Origin of the sequence: Olleya aquimaris (assembly GCF_003259525.1) — a bacterium.
In the GTDB taxonomy this organism is placed as follows: domain Bacteria; phylum Bacteroidota; class Bacteroidia; order Flavobacteriales; family Flavobacteriaceae; genus Olleya; species Olleya aquimaris.
In genome coordinates this window covers 219,997-241,288 of record NZ_QLLO01000003.1, presented here as the reverse complement: position 1 = coordinate 241,288, position 21,292 = coordinate 219,997, and the positions used below count along the sequence as shown (strand labels likewise).

Here is a 21,292-nt window from a genome sequence, read left to right as displayed (position 1 = left end):
TTATTCAAATTCTATTAATAATTCGCCTTTATCAACTGTTTGTCCTTTAATACCAGTTACAGATTTTACAATACCTTCTCTAGGTGACACAATACTGTTTTCCATTTTCATAGCTTCTAATATGAGTAAAGGCGAGTTGATTTGTACTTCGTCACCAGGTTTAACCATAATATCTAGGATTAATCCAGGCATTGGTGCTTTGATGCTATCCACTTTTTTTGAAGCTCCAACTTCAAATCCCATAGATTTAATTAAGGCATCAAGTGTATCTTCAATGTTTACCTCGTAGGTGTTGTTATTGACTTTTACACTGTAGCTTTTAGTATTAAAATCACGTTTTATGATGTCTATGTTATAGGGTTTATTGTCTTTTAAAAGATGAAAGGAACCTTTATTTGTTTCAACAATATCTAAGTTGTTAACACTATCCGAATCTATTTCAAAAGACTGGGCATTGTTAACGTTAACATTAAATTTTTGACTCATGTAGTATGCGTATTTGTTTGTACAAAGTTACATAACTATAACGTTATAGTAGAAAATTTAATAGTTTTATAACACTATTATTCTGTTTTAAACTCAGAAATGTTTTGATGGTATTTTATGGCTTTTCTAGATAATACAATTCCTATACCTAAAGAGATAAAGGCACCAACCCAAATCCCTGGAATAAAATCTATAAATAAGAAAAAGTCATAGGCACCATGAAACAAAATAGCTAAGAACAGTCCCAATACATTTAAATAGAGTTTGTTAGGTGCAAATTTGGCTTTTCCCATATAATAACCCATTAAAATCCCAAACGTGGCATGTGCAGGAATGGCTGTAAACGCTCTTACTAATGCAGTAGCTGGTCCACTTTGTAAGACGTACATGATATTTTCTGTAGCTGCAAAACCCATAGAAACCATCACAGCGTAGACGATACCATCAAAGGGTTCGTTAAACTCTTTACGTTGTTGAGCAAATAGTAAAACGATAAGATATTTGCTTAATTCTTCAGAAAAACCAACCACAAAAAAGGCTTGTTTAAATTGTTCCCAAACACTTAAATGGTCTTGTAATGGTAAGTAAACATGAAACACAGAGTAGAGTAGTGTGGTGATAATAATACTGACAATTGCACCTAGTAAAAACGAGATAACTAACAACCGTTTAGGTTCTTTTTCATATTTATCTTTTAAATAAATATAAAATATGATGATGGCTACAGGTGCCAAAGCCATTATGATTAATTCCATAGGACTAAATTATAGTTTTTTGGCAATAGACTGCAAAACAGCTTGATAATAGTTGTAATTGCTAGCTACAAAATGACCATTTGTGTTACTATTGTCTAACAGTGATTTAAATGCTGAAATTGAGACTAACTTAAGGTCTTCAACTTCGTCTTTTTGAGGCGTTAGCTTAGATAATGGAACGGTTAAAAGTGCGATAAAGGTATGATGAAACTCGTTATCAATAATCCCATTTGGATAGCTTTGAAAACAGTCAAACACACCAATTTTTTCTAAGTCAGATTCTGCAATGGTTAATCCTATTTCCTCTTGAATTTCTCTAACAGCTCCCGACGTTATCGTTTCTCCAGCATCAATATGACCAGCGACGCTAACATCCCAAAGCAATGGGCAAATCACTTTAGAAGCTGCACGTTGTTGTAATAATATCTCGCCTTGAGTAGTGTAAAACCACACATGTGCTGTATTATGGAAATAGCCTTTTTTATGGATTTCCGATTTTAAAACCGATTGCCCAGTAGGAAAACCATCTTTGGTTACAATATCTATTAATTCGTCCATATTAAACCTGTTGTAAATGGGCAGATAAACAAGCAATTAATGGCTTAAAATCTGCTTCTGTATTAAATAAATGACACGACACACGAATATAACGTCCTCTAAATGAAACATATATTTGTCTGTTAGCTAAATCTTGTTTAAAAGCTTCAACATTAAGTCCTTCGGGTAATTCTATACCAAATAAATGGTGTGATCTATCATTATCATCCTGAATATGACACCCTAAAGCTTTTAATTCTTTTACAGCGTTTACCGAAATAGTCTTGCAATACTCTTGTATTGTATTTGGTGTCCATTCTATAATTTGTTGTAATGCTGCAATTTGCATTTTAACATAAATAAAATTACCGCTTTCTCCAACTTGATACCTATTAGCAAGTGGTTTGAATTGGGATTGATAGTTTGTTAATCCTGCAAAGTTTTCGCTATCTAATCGGTTGGCCCAATTGTGTTCTATGGGCTTTCCGTTATCAAAGTAAGAGCCATAATACGCATAGGCACAACCATAAGGTCCAAATAACCATTTGTAACCAGCGCAAATTAATGCATCAGGTTGAATGTCTTTTATAGAAAAGGGTAGTGCACCAACACTTTGGCTACCGTCAATAATTAATAAGGCGTGATGCTGTTTTGCTTTTTGGCTAATCGCTTTAAGGTTAAATAAACTTCCGTTTGACCAATGTAGGTTACCCATAGCAACAACAGCGGTTTGGTCTGTAATAGCTTCTATAATAGCATCGTCCCAAGATTTAGAATCTGTTTTACTAGGTTTAACCACTGTTTTGATGGTGGCATCATAGGTTTCTGATAGCGCTTTCCACGAATAATAGTTACTCGGAAACTGCTCGTCAATGACCACAATCTCATCACCAGGTTGCAACTTAATATTATTGGCTACAGTTGCCATTCCGTAAGATACAGACGGGATTGTTGCCACACGATTATAATCGTCTGCATCTATCAAGGTTGCAAATAGTTTTTTGAGTTGAATGACAGGCTCAAAATAATCTGACAGTGTTATGGTATACGGTCTGTTTTTTTGTTGCAACCCTTCTAAGCCTGCTTCATAAATTGCTTTAAAAGCTGGTGATTGTGCTGCAATATTTAAATACGTGACATCCTCTGGGATATCAAATAGGTGCTTTTGGTGCGTTAAACCCATATCTATTTAGATTAAAAAAAGCCTCTACAAAAAGAGGCTTAATTGGTTATTTCTATTATCGCCAAATTTTGATGATTGACTTATTTAAAATAGCTAAATGTGTCGCCATCCTTAATTTTTAATAAGGTTTCGTAAATTAGTTTAATGACGTTTTCTACATCATCCCTGTGAACCGTTTCTACAGTCGTGTGCATGTAACGTAAAGGTAACGATATTAATGCAGAAGCCACACCACCATTGCTATACGCAAATGCATCTGTGTCTGTTCCAGTTGCTCTAGAGCAAGCTGCACGTTGGAATGGGATTTTCTTTTCTTCTGCTGTATCTGTAATTAAATCGCGTAATTTTTGTTGTACTGCTGGTGCATAAGCAATCACAGGACCTTTACCATTTTCTACATGACCTTGTACTTTTTGGTCAATCATAGGTGTGGTGGTATCATGTGTTACGTCTGTAACAATTGCTATGTTTGGTTTGATGGTGTCGGTAATCATTTGTGCACCACGTAGTCCAATTTCTTCTTGTACTGCATTGACTATGTACAATCCAAACGGTAATTTTTTCTTGTTTTCTTTTAGTAATCGTGCCACTTCAGCAATCATAAAACCACCCATTCGGTTATCTAAAGCACGACACACAAAGTTATCTTTGTTTAAGATGTGGAATTCGTCTGGATACGTAATCACGCAACCAACATGCACGCCTAATTTTTCGACTTCGTCTTTAGTTTTGCAACCACAATCAATAAAGATGTTGTTTGGTTTTGGTGGTTCTTCTTTAGCTTTATTTCGGGTATGTATGGCTGGCCAACCAAAAACACCTTTAACAATGCCTTTTTTGGTGTGGATATTTACAATTTTACTTGGTGCAATTTGGTGGTCACTTCCGCCATTTCGGATCACGTAAATTAATCCGTTGTCTGAGATATAGTTAACATACCAAGAGATTTCATCTGCATGACCTTCAATAACTACTTTGTATTTTGCTTTTGGATTAATAACACCAACTGCTGTCCCGTAAGTATCTGTAAAAAACTCGTCCACATACGGTTTAAGGTAGTCCATCCAAATGTTTTGACCATCCCATTCGTAACCTGTCGGAGCTGCATTATTTAAATATTTTTCTAAAAAGTCCATCGACTTTTTGTTAAGTATACGTTTTGTTGCCATTTAAATTAATTTTTGTCTAAAATAAGAATATTCACACTTATTTAATAGTAAGCTACACGTTAATTATTAATTTTGCGTTATTAATATCTGCTTTGGAATAGTTTTAGCAGACTAGTAGCTATGAAGTATATTATTTTTTTGTTTTTATGTGTACCAGTATTATTGTTTTCTCAAGAAGACAACCAGGTCGTTCAGGACTCGACTGAAGTCGAATACATCATTATTGAAGGCGACTCTATACCACACAAATCTATTTATTTAGATGAAGTCATGCTATTGGATAGACTGACGTTTAAAAGTAAAGAAGACCGCAGACGTTATTATATTTTAAGACGAAAAACCATAAAGGTGTATCCGTATGCCAAGTTAGCAGCAGACCGTTTAAATGCCTTAAACACACGTCTAGCCACCTTAAAAAACAAACGCCAAAAGAAAAAATATGCTAAGAAAGTCCAAAAGTATATTGAAGAACAGTTTTCTGAAGAGCTTAAAAAACTAACCAAAACGGAAGGTCAGATTTTAGTAAAACTCATCCACAGACAAACCGGAACCACTGCGTTTGATTTGATTAAAGAATTGCGTAATGGTTGGCGCGCCTTTTGGTACAACAGCACTGCATATTTGTTTAATATTTCGTTAAAGCGCGAGTACGATCCAGAACACGTTGAAGAAGACTATTTAATTGAAGATATTTTAATTAGAGCGTGGCAAAACGGACAAATAAAATTAGTGAAATCGCCTTTAAATTTTGAATATTTTAAGTTGACCAATAAGTGGGATAACACAGAAACTAGTACCAATAACTAATGCGAAAACAAACCCCTTTTGAAGAAAAACTAAACGCTTTAAGTCACGGTATAGGTGCGCTTTTTGGTATAGTCGCATTGGTGTTACTTATTGTGTTTGAAACTAAAAAAACGGAGTACAGTTTATTTAGTGTGATTGTTTATGGGATCTCAATTATTATCTTATTTACTGCCTCAACGCTATACCATATTATCTCTGACGAAAAAAAGAAGCACTATTTTAGAATCGTCGATCACGTTAGTATCTACTTGCTTATTGCAGGAACGTACACACCAGTATTACTCATTACCTTAGAGCAAAGCTTGGGTTGGACCTTATTTTATGTGGTTTGGGCAATTGCTGCGTTTGGTGTGGTGTTAAAACTGTTTTTTACAGGACGCTTTAATACCTTTTCTACGTTGTTGTATTTGGTCATGGGTTGGTTAATCGTGTTTGATTTTACCACTTTATCCAATCTTATGGCACCCAACGGAATCCTACTGCTCATGGCTGGTGGTTTAGCCTATACGGTTGGTATTGTGTTTTATGCCATAGAGAAAATACCTTACAACCACGTGATTTGGCACTTGTTTGTGTTAGCTGGTGCGATTTGCCACTTTTTTATGGTGTTGTTTTTTGTGGTTTAGAATTAGTGTTCCGCAAACTTATCAGTTTCACTAATACCATAAGCTTTATTATAAGCTTTACTATCTATAGTATTATCTTCATTTGAGTCATAGTCCATTACAATTTTCCATACGCCATTTTCTTTTTTTAATAAGACATGAAATTGTCCATAGTATATTTGAGGATCTGCAGAATTAGGATTAATCATGAGTTTGTAAATTCCACGTTCTGAAGCTACAGAGTCATTGCTAATACGCTCAAAAAAGCGTAGAGAGATATTGTAAGAAATATTATTTTCTTTATCTGAATTAAATCTAGCTTTATAATTATTGATGTACGACTCGTAATCTCTTATATTTTTTCCTCCAGAAATCCTTACCAAATCTTTAGAATGGATTTGTTCCATGAGTGTATAATCTAAAGTTTTAAACGCTTGATAAAATTTAAGCCAAACCGTATAATTGATAGCTTTTAAATTATCTAAAGATTGCGCGTGACTTTGACATGTAAAAGCCATAAACAATACTACAGTAAACATTAATTTTTTAAACATAACAGAAGTGTATTAAAAGTTAGTAAGCCCAATTATTTATTAGGCTTACTAATTTAGTGAATAAAAAATAGATAAATGATTAGAGTGGATTTTCAGAAGTAGGTGAGAACTAGCAATAAATTATATACGTTGTTGTAAACTGGCTTTATTTCGTTCAGCTAGGTTTTCCAATGTTTTCTATTAGTTCAAATGTGAGCTTTGGCGTGAAAGCTCTTTTATTTTTTTGGTTTGGCATTTTTGAGCATTGGAAAAAAATAAATGTGCTTGAACATAGCTTAGGCTTAAATATTTTCCTCTTTTTTAGTTTTCCACCATTGCTTTAATTCAATTAGTTTTGGTTCTCCTATATTTATTATTGCTTTTCCTCCTTCAAGTTTTTCTAATTGAGTGTTCAGTTTGACTTCACTATTTACGCTACCAAGAAATGGAATAATTCTTTTCGTAGATTTATCTTTAACATTAGCACAAATAGGAAATTGAATTTGTGACATAAAATTAAAATCTTTGTAAACAAAATCTTGAGTTTCTTGAGCAATTAAGATGATTATTATTCCCATAGATCGTAATTCTCTCAACATTGACTCAATTACAGGTCTTGCATTTTTATGTTGTAAAAAATTCTGTGCTTCATCAATAACAATAACGTGTTTTAAAGCTTTTATATTATTTGTTACAGCTGTATCTCCAGATTTTTTAATGCTATCATACATATATTTCAAAAGATTAAATGTTACAAATTGTTTAATCTCTTTTGTAACCTCTGAAGGCATTGAAATGTATGTACTTTGATTAAATATAGAATATGACTTTGACTCATCATAAATACCAGAGTTAATTAATTGTTGAATTACACTAGTAGTTGTATCAAATTTGCCTTTATTTTTCTCTAAAATATTTTCTAATAATTCGTCTAATGTTGGTGAAGAATTATTATCAAAATAATAGTCTTTTATTTCTCTTACCAAGCTAGCTGACTGAACTTGACCAATACTCTTAAAAAAAGTTCTTAAATCACTTGCAAAAGACTCAATATAGTTTTGATTACTTAAATCATAGTTTTTTAATGGACTAAAAGGAAAACCGATTTGATGCTTAATATCTATAAAATTAGCTTTAGTTGAAGATAAAAATGTATCAAGTTTTTCTTTAGTATCTGTTCCTTTAAAATCAAAAAAAGTAAAGTTCAGTTCATATTCTGTTTGTTTGGAAATTTGATAAATTAAATCAAATACTAATTGTGTTTTTCCTGATCCTGTTGTACCTGCAATGCCAAAATGACGACTTGTATATTCTGTTTCGTCATTAATTTTAATTTTAATAGGTTCTCCATTTAGTTCGTTTCCTAGGTTTAATTCAATAGGTTTATTTGTGCTATTGATTAAATTATAAGTTGTTTCTGTTTTATCAGAACTTGAAACATACACATTAGATTTTCTTTTATGTAATCCTTTTTTTACTGGTTTCAATAAAAGTGAGATATGTTCTCCTTTCGTTATGTCACTATTGTTTAATTTATTATTCCAGATTTCAAGACCATCTTTTAAATGAAGTTTATAAAGCCTAATAAATTCACTTTCTGTTAATTCTTTATTATAGTGTTGATCGAAAATAGTTTTATAAAGAGTAAAATTATCTACGTCATTAACTAAACGACCAAAGATGTTACTTGTAGGTGTATATTCTCTTCCGTTTTGAGGTAGACTATTTTCGTTTTCGTGAAACAGACGACCTTTTTCAATACTTAATGACAATGCAATTCTTCCTGTAATTGTGTCTCTTTTAAAATTATAGATATTTGTAATTCTATCTAATAATTCTGTACTTTCTGAATCTATTTTAAATCTAATCATTGCTTGTAGTATTAAAATAACCGTTTTTTAAATTTGTATTTGCTCCATCATTAAACAGTAGATAAGATTTTGAAATGTTTTCTGAAATATCTTTATATCGTTTAGGTGTAATCTCACTATTTGTTGAAAATAGTACGACTTGTTCTGAAAGAGCTGGATAATATTTTTTTGTAATGTTATCTCTGTGTTCTTCATCTAATCTACCAAGAGGTGTATCTATAAATATTGGTAAACTTTGTATTGATTCATTTAATATTGCTTTAATCAAACACGAAATATAAATTTGTTTTTCTCCTGATGATAAACTTTCTTTTCTTATTTCATTATCATCTTGATCTAATAATGTAATTTTCATTCCTTGACCTGAAGCTAGAATGGTAACTTTGACATCTTCAATAAATTTACTGCTGTTTTCATCACTATCTAGTTTGTGCATTAATATTTTTAACTCGCTTAAAATTGTTTTTTCAAGACTATTTTTGTGTTTACTTTTCTGTTCTTCTAAGAATGAATTTAAGACATCAATGTATTTTTGACTTTCTTTAATTTTTAGTTTATTTTGTTCATTTACATCTACCTTTTTCACCAACGTATGTAGTTGTTGATTTAAACGAACTATATCACTTTCTAATTTCTTTATTTTCTCTTTATTCCCACCAATCTGTTCCTTACTTATATCTCTTTTGTATTCAGCAGTTTCTTTTTCAGATATTGCCTCTAAAATATATTCGTCTTCTTGATCTGCATCAACTTTACTCAAAGTTTTATTTAATTCTAAAAGTTTAATTTGCACTTCATTAAACTCCTCAATTGTAGTCTCGAATAAACCTTTAGATTGCTCATTAACTAAGTTTATAGCATCTTTAATAATGTTTTTTTCTGAATTATTCAAATCATGTTCAAATTCTAGTTCTTGATAATCTCCATTATCATTAAATAACTCTGAACCTAAATTTTTAGCTTTTTCGTAATAAAAGTTTTTGTCTTTAAAAGACATTGTAGAATTGTCTGGTTCAGGTGGTTTATTAAAAAGAAGCTCAATAAAATTCTCAATTTTTTCAGAATTTTCTTTTGATGAATTTTGTGTTAATTCGTTTTTCTCTTGAATTTCAAGATGTTCGCTTACTTCTTCAAGTTTTCCTGTTAAAATAGTTAAAGGAATTATTTCGCTTAATTCATTAAATTTTTCGGATAATTCAAGTCTCTTTGCTTGTAACTTTTCTATTTCGGATGAAATCGATTCTCTATCAAATATAGAATTGCCTTGTTTACTGTGTTGTGATATAAAATTATCGTATTTCCTGATAGATTTCTTTAAATCATCAATCTCTTTAAGCTTTTCGGCATTCTCTTCTTCAAGCTTTTCAATATCGATGTTAAAGAGTTCAATAGCTTTTTCTTTATCTACAATTTGTTCTTGTAAATTTTTAGTTGCTCCTTCTTTTTTAAGAGAATTTATATAAAACTCTATATCTTCAATAAGTGTATCGTAAGTATCTAACCCTAAAATTTTACCTAAAGCATCATTTATAAAACTTCCTTCTTCCTTAATTGATAAGTTGGCTATTTCAGATATTTTTTCTGCATCAAAAAAGACAAATTTTGCAGCATCTATCGGAATTATATAATCATTTATAAAGTTAATTTTATCTGCTTCATCATCAAAAATTTCCATTTTTGAATCGGCATCTAAAATCATAAGTTCTTCACTCATACTAGAAACATTAAATTTCCTAGTAATAATTACGCTTTCAGAATTGGAATTTAATTTTTTTAGTTCCGGTAATTCAATTTCTGAAATAAGTAAGCTAACAGAAAAAGTATCTTTATTCTCTTTTTTTGCAGTCCAATTAAGAGATTGAAACATAAAAGAATCATAATTTTTTTCTTTTTTAATTTCTTGTTTAAAGTTATTATCTACTTTTTCAATTTGACGCCCATACAAGCACCAAACTATTGAAATTAGGAAATTAGTTTTACCATATCCATTTCTACCTCCGATTAAAATAATATTTTCATCAGAATTGGTAGTTAAGTCAATATTAACTTCTTTGTAATATTGCCTAAAATTGTTGATTTTTATTTCGGATAATTTCATTTCACGGATTTATTAATGGTGTCATCAATTTTTTGCTGATGATAGTTTTTTCTAGAATGTAATTTTTTTGTTTTTACAGAATCCAATAAAGTTTCTATAGAATTAAAATTCACACCCTTTTCATTACAAATTTCTTTGAGTCTTTGACTCTGTAGTATTTTGGTTTCCTTTATTTTCATAAGTTTATATTTAATGAAGTAAGAATATTTTTTGTTTCTTTTAAAGTAAGATCGTAATTTTTATTTAAAAAATTACTCATTTGATTAATGTCGTTTAAAGTATTCTTTTTCAGTTTTCCTTTGATTATTTTACCTAGCTGAATAGGTAGATTTTCATACTTTATTAAATCGTAATCATTTACTTTATTTAATAAACCAATAAATTTTTGATTAAAAATTATAAACGATTTATTAGGATCAAGCTTTAAATTGGTTATTATATTTCTTTCGTTTGTCTTAGCTCTATATTTGTGAACCTCTTCAAGAATTTCAGTTATATGAATAGGGGTGTTTGAGTTCTCCAATAATTCAGTTACAATATCCTTTATTGTCCCTCCCTTAATATCATTTCTTGTGTTTTCCCATTTTTTCAGACCAAAAGTGCTACTTCTACCAAAATAAATAATCTCATTACTACGTTGACAACTACCTCTTAAGGCTTCTTCACTTTTAGTTGCTTCCGGGTAATGATTACATATCCATTCAAAAATCTCACTTAATTTTGATGGTTTGTTTAAATTTTCTAAAGCCTCAATAATATATTCAGGAACTTGTTTGTGTGTATTTCTTTTAAAAATTATATTTTCATTTAAATCAAGACTCATCTCAAATTCTTCATTAAGAATATTTTCAGCAATTGAAAATCCTGAATTTAAGATATCTATATTATCATTAATCAAAAATCTTGATAAGTAGCTTTTAAAATTAAATGAATAGGATTCTACAATTCTATCATTTATTCTATTATCAATATCATTAGCCAAAGCATTAAAATCAATTTCTTTAATAATTTCTTTTTTTATTAAAAAGAAATTGTTCCAATTATGTCTATTACGAGCATTAAAATATTTTGGTTGGATAACATCCTCAACAAAACCAATCAACGAAAATCTATTCGACAAGTAAACGTAAAGTATGAAGGTTACAAATTCTCTTGAAAAAAATGTGAGGTTAGTAATGTTAATTACATCAATTAGATCTTGATTTATTTCAATTTGTTCAGAATTAGTATCAATATTATATTTTTGGAATAAATCATCATTAAAGTTTTGAATAAAAGAGAGTTTCTCGAACAATTCATCTAAACACATTACTCTTATTTGTCTTACTCTTTCTCTAGTCAATTTAACTTCGTCTGCAATATCATCAAGAGTTAATTCCTTTTGGTTTTGATATATCTTAAAAGCTTTTTTTACAATTGCTATTTGTGTATTATCAAATAGGGCATTACTGTTTAATAAAAAATCTGTAAGTAAGAAAATTGATTCTGATTCAAGTACATTATTTGGGATTTTAGAGATAGAAAAAGTACGTTGAATTAAGAAATTGTTTTTTAATGATATTAGATACTTTTCTTCTTTTGATTCACTTACTTCTTTTACAAAATCTTTTATGATATTTAAATAAAGTTCAATTTCAGGGATTGATTTAGCACCAACGTTTTTCCAATGTTTAATATCCACAGAATTAAAAAATACTTTTTCAGCAAAGTTTTTAATTTTAAAATTCTTTTTTAAATGAAGTGAAATAGCGTTTTTACTTCTTACAGAAAGGCTGTTTGTGTTTACAAGAATAAAACTATTAATAACTTCCCTTTGAACCCTTGTTAAATCTGAAATTATTGTTTTTAAAGGATTTTCTTTTTTTATTTCAGTTTCTATATTTTCAAAATGTTCTCCTTGATATTTGTTGCAGATTTCAATTAATTCTTCATTAGATTTTCTACCACAGTTTCGAAGTTTATCAAAAGATTTATGTTTAAAGTAATATTCTTTTAAATCACTTATTGTATTTAATTTATTGTATTTACAAATATGGTATGATCGGACACTAATTTCTTCCTTTCTATAAATATAGTCTATTGTCATTCTAATTCTTAAAGATTCTTTTAATCGGTTGAACTAACTAAATTACATTTTATTTTTTTATTCAGTTTACGGTTTTACTCAATTTTCTTTCAGCTTTGGCAAAAACTAAATGTGGCTAATGTGCGGCTGGGTTTAGCTTGTTTACAACAATATATATAACAACAAAAACTATCCATATCTCATTATAGTAACCAGATATAACAACTTTTAGCTGCTAGTTGTAATTCCAAACCTACAAAATAAAAGCACTAAAAAAAATACGTAGAACTACGTATTTTTATCAATCAGTTATGTTAGTCTTAATCTTTAAAAACCAGTGAGATAGTGGTTTTTTAACACCAAATAGGGAAGTAGAGGTGTAAATAAGTTACCCTTCAATAACCTCTTTATACTCCTCAAAAAAGGCTTCAAACAAACTCATGTGTGTGTTAAAAAACACCATCACGTCTTGCCAGGTATTTTTATTGTGGATAGATACTTTTTGTGGTAAGGTGACGTAAATTCTAGAAATTTCTTTTCCGTTGTCTAAAAGGTAGGCTTCATCATAAATGGCATCAGGAAGGTAATCGTCCAATAGGATAGATTTTAAAGCAGTTAACTTTTCCCAATACTTGATGCGGTATTCTAAATCGTCTTCCACATCTAAAGTCACCATTGCTTTTTTGTTATCGAAGTAAAACTTAAAACTCACGCCTTTTAGTTTGGTATTGTACAAGATCCATTTTCTGGGAAAAGATTTCCCAAAACTGGTCCAAAACAGTTGCTTGAGTTGTTTAGATTCTTCTTTAGAAAACATGGTTTTTAGTAGCTAGTAGTTAGTAGTTAGTAGTTAGTGGTTAGTGTTTAGTAGTTAGTGGTTAGTAGTTAGTTTTTAAGATTTATTTTTATTTATTCATGACGTCACTTCAAGTGAATGGTTGAGTTACGAAACCAATTGTATCGAGAAGCTTTACAACCTTCGCTTGTTCTCGATACTTCGCTTCGTTGTCGCTCAACTCGAACTGACGCTTAAATTAAATTAAATATGCAATTACAATTCCTAAAACGATAGTGGTTAGTTTGGCCAGGTTAAACTTATGACCTTCGCTACTTTCAAACAAAATAGTGGTACTAATATGTAAAAAGATACCAATTACCAACGCAGAGACTTCATAATAGTAATATTCAAAAAACTGAAATTGAGTCGATAAAAACACTCCTAAAGGTGTCATTAAAGCAAACAACAGTAAAAACAATATGCTTTTGGTTTTACTTAATTTTGAGGCTAAGAAAAACGTAGATAATATAATAGCTACAGGTAGTTTATGGATAATAATGCCATAAATTAAATGCTCATGCGCTTCCATTGGGATGCCTTCCAAAATACTATGGATACTCAAACTAATAAACAGCAACCACGGAAAATCGACACTGCTTTTATCCAAATGGACATGACCATGTTCTGCACCTTTAGAGAAAAACTCTAAAATAATTTGCAGCAAAATACCTATCATAATAAACAAACCAATGGGCTTGTCCTGACTGTTATACACTTCTGGTAAAAAGTCGAAAACCGTTATAGACAGTAAAAACGCACCACTAAACGCGAGTAGTAATTTAAGATTGCGGTTGTGTTTAGGTTTAAACACTAAGACTAACAAAAATCCTAAAACAACAGCTATAATGGGTAAAATAAAGTTTTGCATGTGTTGTATTACTTAAAAATCATGATTAATCGCTCTGAGGTTTTATTGTGGAATTTGCTTAATTTATAATCACCAAAAACGTCCAATAAATACACACCAGCTTGCTCAAATAAAGCTTCAAAGTCTTTTAAACTAAAGGCTCTAACACGCTCTTGAAACTGGTAGTTTTCGCCTTCAAAAGTAAAACTAATATCTTTAATTATATAACCGTTTTCCACACGTCGTTGCTGCAAAAAATCAATACCATTAACGGTTTTAACGTTTTCTGGTACTAGGTTTTCAATGACGTATTCGGTATTCATAAAATCAATCACACCAAACCCAGTGTCATTTAAATTAGCTTTAATGGCTTTAATGGTAGCTAAATTATCGGCTTCATCATCAAAGTACCCAAAACTAGTAAATAAATTAAACACCGCATCAAAGGTTTCGCCAAAAGGCTCACACATATTATGCACCTTAAAATGCAAGGTGTCGTTTTCAAATTGCTTAGCGTGTTGGATACTATTTTCGGACAAATCCGCACCAATCACATCGTAACCTATAGAGTTTAAATAGATAGCATGACGACCTTTACCACAAGCCAAATCCAATATTTTTCCCTGTTCTGGGATATTTAAATACTCGGTTAAACTGTACATAAACCGTTCTGCCTCAGCATGATCTCTGTCTTTATAAAGTATGTGGTAAAATGGTGTGTCAAACCAAGACGCGTACCATTGTTTAGTCTGTTTAGTCATAGTTTAATTTTGGGGTTTGCTACTTCGCTTAAGCTACGTAGCACCAGGCTTTACGCTATATCTTTTTTTACAAATTGGTCACTGAATGTAGTCTAAGTGATGGTAGTAAAAAAAGGATGTCGCTGCAATCCTTAACCCAATTATTTGCAAAGGTTATATTTCCGACAAAAATAGAGTATTTTTGCAAGGTATTAGACGAAAATAATGGAAGAAAATTTCAAAATGGTAGCCAAAACCTTATTTGGTTTTGAAGAATTATTAGCAAAAGAGCTTACGCAATTAGGCGCACAAGAGGTTAAAATTGGTGTACGTAACGTGACTTTTGTTGGTGACAAAGGGTTTATGTACAAAGCGAATTTGGGCTTGCGTACTGCAATAAAAATATTAAAACCTATTAAAACCTTTAGGGTATCTACCGAAGACGATTTGTATAAGCAAGTCTACCAAATGAAATGGGACAAATACCTTAAGTCCGATGGGTCTTTAGCGGTAGATGCAACCTTACATTCTAACCACTTTACACACTCTAAATACATAGCTTTAAAAACTAAAGATGCTATTGTCGATAAGTTTAGAGACACCACTGGAGAGCGTCCAAATGTAGATTTACGTTTTCCGGATTTAAAAATTAATGTGCATATCGATCGCTCTGTGTGTACCATATCTATAGATGCATCTGGAGAGTCTTTACACAGACGTGGTTATAAAATTGCGACAAATATTGCACCAATTAACGAGGTGTTAGCAGCAGGATTAATCATGCTATCTGGTTGGGATGGACAGTCCGATTTTATGGATCCAATGTGTGGTAGTGGAACCATGTTAGCAGAAGCAGCAATGATAGCTTGTAATATTCCGCCAAATCTTATGCGTAAAGAGTTTGGTTTTGAGCGTTGGAACGATTGGGATGTGGATTTATTTGAAAAAATTGAAGAATCCTTATTAAAAAAGACACGCGATTTTCATCATAAAATTTATGGTTTTGATAAGTCGCCAAGCGCAGTTGCTAAAGCTAAAGAGAATATTAAAAATGCGCATTTAGACGAGTTTATAACTGTAAAACACGAAGACTTTTTTAAAACGCAACGTCAGGACAATGACCATAAATTGCACATGGTGTTTAATCCACCTTATGGCGAGCGTCTAGATATAGAGATGGAAACTTTTTACAAGCAAATAGGAGATACACTTAAGCAGAATTACCCAAATACAGATGCTTGGTTTATTACGTCTAATTTAGAAGCGTTAAAACACGTTGGGTTGCGTCCTTCAAGAAAAATTAAATTATTTAATGCTAAATTAGAATCGCGTTTAGTTAAATACGAGATTTACGCTGGAAGTAAAAAAGGAAAGTACATGGATAACTAATGAAACAAGGACTAGCCAAAAATATAATTTCGCTTGTAAAATTAGCAGGTATTGTTGGTATTCCGTTGTTGTTATTAGTAGGTATAGGTGTTTTTAAAATCCCTGATACTTTAGATTATATAAAAGAAATCCTAGGTTTTGGGTTTTTTACGGTGTTCTTTTTTAGCATGGTTGTGCTATTTTCTATAGCAACCAGAAGATATTTATTAGGATTACTTTCTGTAATAATACTTTCTGTTTTTGTGTTTATAAAACTGAGTTTTTACCATAACTATGGTGTAAAAATTAGTGCTTCTGCCTTGTATGTTATTTTTGAAACGGATACTACAGAGAGTTCCGATTTTTTATCCAATTATTTTGATGGGTTTGTGATCCTAACAGCAATTTTATTTTTAGTTGTTGTCCCTTTTGTAGCGCATTATTTACTCAAAACATTAGATATATCAGGTTATTTTAAGTGGGTAAAAAGTATTGCGGTTTTATCTATTGTTGTTTCATTGTTTCTAATTCATAAGTATTTTGAGTCGGAAAATATTATCTGGACAACTGTTAAAAGTTATACAGAATACACCAGCTTGCTTAAAGACTTAAAAACCGATTTAGCTAAACCCTTATCAAATTATGTAACTGTTGAACAAAAGGATGACACACCAGAAACTCATGTGGTTATTATTGGTGAATCTACTTCCAATTGGCACATGCAACTGTATGGTTATAACAGACCAACAAACCCGAGACTTTCAGAAATAAAGGATGACTTATTAGTATTTGACAGTGTTATCGCTCCGCATGTACACACCATTGTGTCCTTAGATAAAATGTTGACGTTTTCGGACATCCATTCGCCTAACAAAAAAAATAACACGTCAATTGTACAATTGGCTAATGCAGCAGGTTTTGATACCTATTGGATATCTAACCAACGTCCTGTTGGGATGCACGAACGGATTTCGTCCATAATTGCCCATGCAGCAACAGAAAAAATGTTTGTAGCTACCAATAATTCTGACGATAATATTTATGACGAAGCGTTGTTGCCAGTTTTAGACACTGTTCTTAAAAAGCCAAGTAAAAAGAAAATGATTTTTTTACATTTAATTGGTACTCATGGTAAATTTAAAAGTCGCTTTCCAGAACATTTTCAGTATTTTAAAGACCGTAAAGTTGATGCTAAATTTAAGCATGACAAAGCTTTTGAGTTAATTAACGATTATGATAATGCCATACGCTATAACGACTCGATTGTAAGAGAAGTCATAGACCGCGTAAAATCTGAACACACCAATAGTTTTGTAGTGTATATGTCTGACCATGGTGACGAGTTGTTTGATACTTTAGATATGGTTGGTCATAATGAGTATTGGGCTACACGACCAATGTACGAAGTCCCATTTATAGCTTGGTTTTCAGAGGACTATAAAACACAAAACAACACAGCGTCATTTGAGAATTATACTAGCAGAGCCTATATTTTAGAAGATTTTATTTATACTTTTTCGGATCTAGCCAAGATTAGATTTAAACAAATGGATAGTACTAAAAGTATTTTTAGTTCACAATTTATCAGAAAACCTAGATTGATTAAAAACAAAGAGGATTATGATAAGCGACAGCAACTGCTAAACGATTAAGATGCTAACTAAAACAGACACATTATTACTAAAAGGACTAGGCATACTAGCTATTGTGTTTCACAATTTTATGCATAGGATTCCGCCTGTATATTTAGAAAATGAGTTCTATTTTGATGCTACTATTTTTAGCAACTACTTATCAAGATTTACAACACATCCAGAGCATATTTTTCAGTACTTATTCTCTTACTTTGGGCATTATGGTGTTCAGCTCTTTATATTTTTAAGCGGTTATGGCTTAATGATAGCTTACAAAAATAAGCTTAACTCTTTTTGGCAATTTATTAGTACACGTTTGATTAAATTATATCCAGCTTTTCTACTTGCAGTACTTTGTATTGTGGTTTTAAAACACATGGTATTAAACGCACCTTTTAATACAGATGCTGCTCTAAATATAGTGTATAATATTACTTTCACAGCTAATTGGATACCTAATGCTTGGTACACTTTAAGTGGACCGTTTTGGTTTTATTCAATGATTTTTCAGATGTATATTATATTTTATTGGTTGGTAAAATATTGTAAAATTACTACCAAAATGCTTTGGGTTGTACTCCTGTTAAGCTATGTGGTTATTTTTACTTTTGGAGTGTATTTTGAACAATTAAAACTGAGTGTATACCTTAATTTTATAGGTAATTTACCAGTTTTTGTGCTAGGCATGATATTGGCTAAAATTAAATTTGACTTTAATAAAATTTCAAAGTTAGTTTGGGTTTTGGCTTTAGTTATTTTTATTCTTGGACAGTATAATAGATACTTTTGGTATGTGTCTCAAATAGCGTTTGTAACCCTGTTTTTAATTACTTATAACATATTAAAACCTTATTGTAATACTAAAACATTAAAAAACGCATTGTTATTTACAGGTAAATTATCGATGTATTTGTTTGTGGTCAATGGGTTTATGAGAACACCTTGGCTGTACCTTTTAAAAAACAATAACTCTGAGTGGTTTCCTTATTTGTTATTGGTTTTTCATATAGTATCTGTCTTTATTGCAGCTTTGCTTTTAAGAGCAATAGAACAGTTTTTGATGTCTAAATTAATTCCTAAAACGGATTAATTAGAGTCTTCTTCCTTAACAGTTTTCTTCTTAAAAATAGGAATGAGATAAGAGATGTTATAACCATAACCCACACCAATACGACCAGAATCAAAAGTTTTGTAAAAACCAGGCACGTATAAGTTTTCAAAATTTACGGGTTGATCTTGAGTAATCATTCCCTTTAATTGTGCATTTACTCCTATATAAACGTTGTGAATAATTTCTGCTTTTATTCCTAACATGAGTTCAAACCAAAGTGCCGATAATCCGCTAGCTTTAGTACTTTCTGTAGAAGAAAATTGAGGTTGCCAATATTGGTTTGTATTATACACCGTGTAATTATTTCTGGTTTGGCTAAACGTACTAGCACCTAATCTAAACCCAGCAAAAATCATGTTATCCATGCCATACCAATTGTCGTACATGTTATAATCAAAACCTGCTTTAAAATAACTTCCGCTAGCAGTCACACTTAAAAACTCGTTAGTAGAGGTTTTTTCTTCGGTACCAATTTCTCCAGCAATAAACCAATTTTTTGTTAATCTGTAGTCTGCATTTAATTCAAATCCTGAATACTCATCATCTAAAGCAGTTCTAATTAATTTACTAACATCTGCACCTACACGTAACCCATAACGTAGTTTAAGGGTGTCGTTTGAGACTTCAGTATCTTGTGCGTGTACGTTGTAATTACAGCACCAAAATAGACTAATGATAAAAGAAATAGTGCGTAATGGTTTCATCTTCAATTGTTAAATTATCGTATGCAGCTTCAGTAAATATTATCCAGTTTCCGTCTGTTCCACCATCAACACTTACTACAACATTTTTAAAAATAGTTTTGTATCCACAAGCTCTAGATACATAAACATCTTCACGTTGGTAGCTTATGGTTACAATATCTTCATTACCTGTGGTATTATTACCATTATCATCTAAAACAGCATCGCTAATAACTGTAAAAGTGGTACTATCCTGATCTGTTCTAAGTGGTAAAATTAATTCGTTTGTAGTTACAACACTGTAACCAGGAAGCGCTTCATCATTATCTTCACCGATAACATATAAGTTAAACACATTTTTAGGACTGTCTTGTGTTGCATTATCAAAAAACTCGATAATTAAACTAGGCGTCGTTGGTGTGGTCTCTGGACACAAATCGTCACGTTCGCAAGTTAAAACGCTTGATAACAAGACAATAAGTGAAATTAATTTTAAGTGCTTCATGTAAAGTAACTATCGTTTTTCTAAAAGTACAATATTTTCTACATGATGTGTCTGCGGAAACATATCTACAGGTTGTACTTTAGTGATTTTATATTGCTCTTTCATTAACGCTAAATCTCTAGCTTGTGTTGCGCTATTGCAACTTACATAAACTACTTTTTCTGGCGCAATGTTTAGTATTTGTTTAACAACGTCCTTATGCATGCCATCTCGTGGAGGATCTGTAATAATAACGTCTGGTTGACCATGCGTATTGATAAACTCTTGGTTAAATACGTTTTTCATGTCACCAACAAAAAACTCGCAATTAGTAATGTTATTGCGTTCGGCATTTTCTTTAGCAGCACTAATAGCATCAGGAACAGCTTCTACACCAACAACTTTTTTAGCTTTTTTAGAGACAAATTGTGCTATGGTTCCGGTTCCGGTGTATAAATCGTATACGAGCTCATCACCTTTTAAATCGGCAAATTCTCGGGTTAGTTTGTATAACTCGTATGCTTGAGCCGAGTTGGTTTGGTAGAATGACTTGGCATTAATTTTAAATTTCAAGCCTTCCATTTCTTCAAAAATATGATCTTCACCTTTATAGCAAATCACCTCTTGATCGTAAATGGTGTCGTTAGCTTTCTGGTTGATAATGTATTGTAACGAGGTTATTTCTGGAAAAGTTTCAGCTACATAATCTAGCAATAATTCGCGTTTCTCTTTGTCGTCTTTAAAAAACTGAATGACCACCATAATATCTCCAGTGGAGGAGGTACGAATCATCATAGTTCGCAATAAACCTGTTTGATGTCTTGTGTTAAAAAATTCTAAGTTATGTTTTACTGCAAAATCTTTAACCGCATTTCTAATGGCATTAGATGGATCTGCTTGTAAATGACATTTTTTGATATCAAGAATTTTGTCCCACATTCCTGGAATATGAAATCCTAATGCATTTTTATCGCCTAAATCTTTATCCGATTGGATTTCTTCTAAGGTCAACCATCGTGAATCACTAAACGAAAACTCCATTTTATTTCTGTAAAAATACTGTTCTGCAGAGCCTAAAATGGGTGTTATTTCTGGCACTTCTAAATGTCCAATTCGGGTTAAGTTATTAACCACCTCTTTTTGTTTATAATACAATTGGTGCTGGTAACCCATATCTTGCCATTTACAACCACCACAAACGCCAAAATGCTCGCAAGCTGGTTGCGTACGTTTATCCGATAATTTATGAAACACAGTTGCTTTACCTTCAAAATAAGCTTTACGTTTTTTAAAGGTCTGTACATCAACAACATCACCAGGCACTGCATTTGGTAAAAATATGACGCGTCCATCTGGTGCTTTTGCAACCGTTTTACCTTTTGCTGCAGCATCTATAACTTCAACATGAGTAAACACTTGTTTTTTTGTATTTTTTCTTGCCATGTGGCAAAAGTAAGGAAAGGATTTTCGATTTGCGA

At 31.5% G+C, this 21,292-nt stretch carries 20 protein-coding genes; 5 read left to right on the top strand and 15 right to left on the bottom strand.

Annotated features, from left to right (window positions below; translation table 11 throughout):
- The 5 genes from LY08_RS06020 to LY08_RS06000 form a co-directional block, all read right to left on the bottom strand.
- Window positions 1-486, bottom strand: a complete 486-nt coding sequence (locus LY08_RS06020; protein WP_111659545.1) for a biotin/lipoyl-containing protein — start codon at window positions 484-486, stop codon at window positions 1-3.
- Window positions 487-563: 77 nt separating this feature from the next.
- Window positions 564-1,241, bottom strand: a complete 678-nt coding sequence (locus LY08_RS06015) for a PrsW family intramembrane metalloprotease (protein WP_111659544.1) — start codon at window positions 1,239-1,241, stop codon at window positions 564-566.
- Window positions 1,242-1,250: 9 nt separating this feature from the next.
- Window positions 1,251-1,799, bottom strand: coding sequence for an NUDIX hydrolase (locus LY08_RS06010; RefSeq protein ID WP_111659543.1), 549 nt, complete (start codon window positions 1,797-1,799; stop codon window positions 1,251-1,253).
- Window position 1,800: 1 nt separating this feature from the next.
- Window positions 1,801-2,961: an aminotransferase class V-fold PLP-dependent enzyme gene (locus tag LY08_RS06005; RefSeq protein ID WP_111659542.1), complete on the bottom strand. Its 1,161-nt coding sequence runs from the start codon at window positions 2,959-2,961 to the stop codon at window positions 1,801-1,803.
- Window positions 2,962-3,041: 80 nt separating this feature from the next.
- Window positions 3,042-4,130 carry a M42 family metallopeptidase gene (locus tag LY08_RS06000; RefSeq protein WP_111659541.1) on the bottom strand — a complete coding sequence of 363 codons (1,089 nt, stop codon included), beginning with the start codon at window positions 4,128-4,130 and terminating at the stop codon, window positions 3,042-3,044.
- A 120-nt stretch (window positions 4,131-4,250) separates the two neighbouring features.
- On the opposite strand from LY08_RS06000, the gene LY08_RS05995 reads away from it, so the two are divergent.
- Both LY08_RS05995 and trhA read left to right on the top strand, forming a co-directional pair.
- Window positions 4,251-4,937, top strand: coding sequence for a DUF4294 domain-containing protein (locus LY08_RS05995; RefSeq protein WP_111659540.1), 687 nt, complete (start codon window positions 4,251-4,253; stop codon window positions 4,935-4,937).
- Complete coding sequence (gene trhA / locus LY08_RS05990; protein WP_111659539.1) at window positions 4,937-5,563, top strand: PAQR family membrane homeostasis protein TrhA; 627 nt, start codon at window positions 4,937-4,939, stop codon at window positions 5,561-5,563. The genes LY08_RS05995 and trhA overlap by 1 nt, the downstream gene beginning before the upstream one ends.
- A 2-nt stretch (window positions 5,564-5,565) precedes the next feature.
- Here trhA and LY08_RS05985 read toward each other — a convergent pair whose 3' ends face one another.
- From LY08_RS05985 to LY08_RS05950, 7 genes are all read right to left on the bottom strand, one after another.
- The gene (locus LY08_RS05985; protein ID WP_111659538.1) at window positions 5,566-6,096 is read right to left on the bottom strand and encodes a DUF4440 domain-containing protein; all 531 of its coding nucleotides are present in this window, start codon (window positions 6,094-6,096) and stop codon (window positions 5,566-5,568) included.
- 281 nt (window positions 6,097-6,377) lie between these two features.
- A complete protein-coding gene (locus LY08_RS05980; RefSeq protein WP_111659537.1) occupies window positions 6,378-7,946 on the bottom strand; it encodes a DndE family protein in 1,569 nt (522 codons plus the stop codon).
- Window positions 7,939-10,044 carry a DNA sulfur modification protein DndD gene (gene dndD / locus LY08_RS05975; RefSeq protein ID WP_111659536.1) on the bottom strand — a complete coding sequence of 702 codons (2,106 nt, stop codon included), beginning with the start codon at window positions 10,042-10,044 and terminating at the stop codon, window positions 7,939-7,941. Before dndD ends, LY08_RS05980 begins: the two co-directional genes overlap by 8 nt.
- A gap of 175 nt (window positions 10,045-10,219) precedes the next feature.
- Window positions 10,220-12,130, bottom strand: coding sequence for a hypothetical protein (locus LY08_RS05965; RefSeq protein WP_111659535.1), 1,911 nt, complete (start codon window positions 12,128-12,130; stop codon window positions 10,220-10,222).
- Between the two features lie 367 nt (window positions 12,131-12,497).
- Window positions 12,498-12,926, bottom strand: coding sequence for a DUF4268 domain-containing protein (locus LY08_RS05960; protein WP_111659534.1), 429 nt, complete (start codon window positions 12,924-12,926; stop codon window positions 12,498-12,500).
- Between the two features lie 217 nt (window positions 12,927-13,143).
- The gene (locus tag LY08_RS05955) at window positions 13,144-13,815 is read right to left on the bottom strand and encodes a ZIP family metal transporter (protein ID WP_111659533.1); all 672 of its coding nucleotides are present in this window, start codon (window positions 13,813-13,815) and stop codon (window positions 13,144-13,146) included.
- An 8-nt stretch (window positions 13,816-13,823) separates the two neighbouring features.
- Complete coding sequence (locus LY08_RS05950) at window positions 13,824-14,555, bottom strand: class I SAM-dependent methyltransferase (protein ID WP_111659532.1); 732 nt, start codon at window positions 14,553-14,555, stop codon at window positions 13,824-13,826.
- 204 nt (window positions 14,556-14,759) lie between these two features.
- Between LY08_RS05950 and LY08_RS05945 the strand changes: the two genes are divergently transcribed.
- The 3 genes from LY08_RS05945 to LY08_RS05935 are packed head-to-tail and all read left to right on the top strand — an operon-like array spanning window position 14,760 to window position 18,626.
- Entirely contained in the window at window positions 14,760-15,923 is a 1,164-nt protein-coding gene (locus LY08_RS05945; protein ID WP_111659531.1) for a THUMP domain-containing class I SAM-dependent RNA methyltransferase, read from the top strand.
- Complete coding sequence (locus LY08_RS05940) at window positions 15,923-17,554, top strand: sulfatase-like hydrolase/transferase (RefSeq protein WP_111659530.1); 1,632 nt, start codon at window positions 15,923-15,925, stop codon at window positions 17,552-17,554. Before LY08_RS05945 ends, LY08_RS05940 begins: the two co-directional genes overlap by 1 nt.
- Window position 17,555: 1 nt before the next feature.
- Window positions 17,556-18,626 (top strand): acyltransferase family protein, encoded by a 1,071-nt coding sequence (locus LY08_RS05935; RefSeq protein WP_111659529.1) that lies wholly within the window; start codon window positions 17,556-17,558, stop codon window positions 18,624-18,626.
- Here LY08_RS05935 and LY08_RS05930 read toward each other — a convergent pair.
- Genes LY08_RS05930 through rlmD form a run of 3 tightly spaced genes read right to left on the bottom strand, consistent with a single transcriptional unit; the run spans window position 18,623 to window position 21,257 of the window.
- The gene (locus LY08_RS05930; protein ID WP_111659528.1) at window positions 18,623-19,351 is read right to left on the bottom strand and encodes a DUF6048 family protein; all 729 of its coding nucleotides are present in this window, start codon (window positions 19,349-19,351) and stop codon (window positions 18,623-18,625) included. The genes LY08_RS05935 and LY08_RS05930 overlap by 4 nt on opposite strands.
- Window positions 19,317-19,835: a DUF6452 family protein gene (locus LY08_RS05925; RefSeq protein WP_111659527.1), complete on the bottom strand. Its 519-nt coding sequence runs from the start codon at window positions 19,833-19,835 to the stop codon at window positions 19,317-19,319. The genes LY08_RS05930 and LY08_RS05925 overlap by 35 nt, the downstream gene beginning before the upstream one ends.
- A 9-nt stretch (window positions 19,836-19,844) precedes the next feature.
- Window positions 19,845-21,257 (bottom strand): 23S rRNA (uracil(1939)-C(5))-methyltransferase RlmD, encoded by a 1,413-nt coding sequence (rlmD, locus tag LY08_RS05920; RefSeq protein ID WP_111659526.1) that lies wholly within the window; start codon window positions 21,255-21,257, stop codon window positions 19,845-19,847.
- Window positions 21,258-21,292 lie beyond the last annotated feature (35 nt).

Excerpts from the sequence above, each read along its gene's own strand:
- LY08_RS06020 (WP_111659545.1), bottom strand. The coding sequence starts at position 486 with ATGAGTCAAAAATTTAATGTTAACGTTAACAATGCCCAGTCTTTTGAA.
- LY08_RS06015 (WP_111659544.1), bottom strand. The coding sequence starts at position 1,241 with ATGGAATTAATCATAATGGCTTTGGCACCTGTAGCCATCATCATATTT.
- LY08_RS06010 (WP_111659543.1), bottom strand. The coding sequence starts at position 1,799 with ATGGACGAATTAATAGATATTGTAACCAAAGATGGTTTTCCTACTGGG.
- LY08_RS06005 (WP_111659542.1), bottom strand. The coding sequence starts at position 2,961 with ATGGGTTTAACGCACCAAAAGCACCTATTTGATATCCCAGAGGATGTC.
- LY08_RS06000 (WP_111659541.1), bottom strand. The coding sequence starts at position 4,130 with ATGGCAACAAAACGTATACTTAACAAAAAGTCGATGGACTTTTTAGAA.
- LY08_RS05995 (WP_111659540.1), top strand. The coding sequence starts at position 4,251 with ATGAAGTATATTATTTTTTTGTTTTTATGTGTACCAGTATTATTGTTT.
- trhA (WP_111659539.1), top strand. The coding sequence starts at position 4,937 with ATGCGAAAACAAACCCCTTTTGAAGAAAAACTAAACGCTTTAAGTCAC.
- LY08_RS05985 (WP_111659538.1), bottom strand. The coding sequence starts at position 6,096 with ATGTTTAAAAAATTAATGTTTACTGTAGTATTGTTTATGGCTTTTACA.
- LY08_RS05980 (WP_111659537.1), bottom strand. The coding sequence starts at position 7,946 with ATGATTAGATTTAAAATAGATTCAGAAAGTACAGAATTATTAGATAGA.
- dndD (WP_111659536.1), bottom strand. The coding sequence starts at position 10,044 with ATGAAATTATCCGAAATAAAAATCAACAATTTTAGGCAATATTACAAA.
- LY08_RS05965 (WP_111659535.1), bottom strand. The coding sequence starts at position 12,130 with ATGACAATAGACTATATTTATAGAAAGGAAGAAATTAGTGTCCGATCA.
- LY08_RS05960 (WP_111659534.1), bottom strand. The coding sequence starts at position 12,926 with ATGTTTTCTAAAGAAGAATCTAAACAACTCAAGCAACTGTTTTGGACC.
- LY08_RS05955 (WP_111659533.1), bottom strand. The coding sequence starts at position 13,815 with ATGCAAAACTTTATTTTACCCATTATAGCTGTTGTTTTAGGATTTTTG.
- LY08_RS05950 (WP_111659532.1), bottom strand. The coding sequence starts at position 14,555 with ATGACTAAACAGACTAAACAATGGTACGCGTCTTGGTTTGACACACCA.
- LY08_RS05945 (WP_111659531.1), top strand. The coding sequence starts at position 14,760 with ATGGAAGAAAATTTCAAAATGGTAGCCAAAACCTTATTTGGTTTTGAA.
- LY08_RS05940 (WP_111659530.1), top strand. The coding sequence starts at position 15,923 with ATGAAACAAGGACTAGCCAAAAATATAATTTCGCTTGTAAAATTAGCA.
- LY08_RS05935 (WP_111659529.1), top strand. The coding sequence starts at position 17,556 with ATGCTAACTAAAACAGACACATTATTACTAAAAGGACTAGGCATACTA.
- LY08_RS05930 (WP_111659528.1), bottom strand. The coding sequence starts at position 19,351 with ATGAAACCATTACGCACTATTTCTTTTATCATTAGTCTATTTTGGTGC.
- LY08_RS05925 (WP_111659527.1), bottom strand. The coding sequence starts at position 19,835 with ATGAAGCACTTAAAATTAATTTCACTTATTGTCTTGTTATCAAGCGTT.
- rlmD (WP_111659526.1), bottom strand. The coding sequence starts at position 21,257 with ATGGCAAGAAAAAATACAAAAAAACAAGTGTTTACTCATGTTGAAGTT.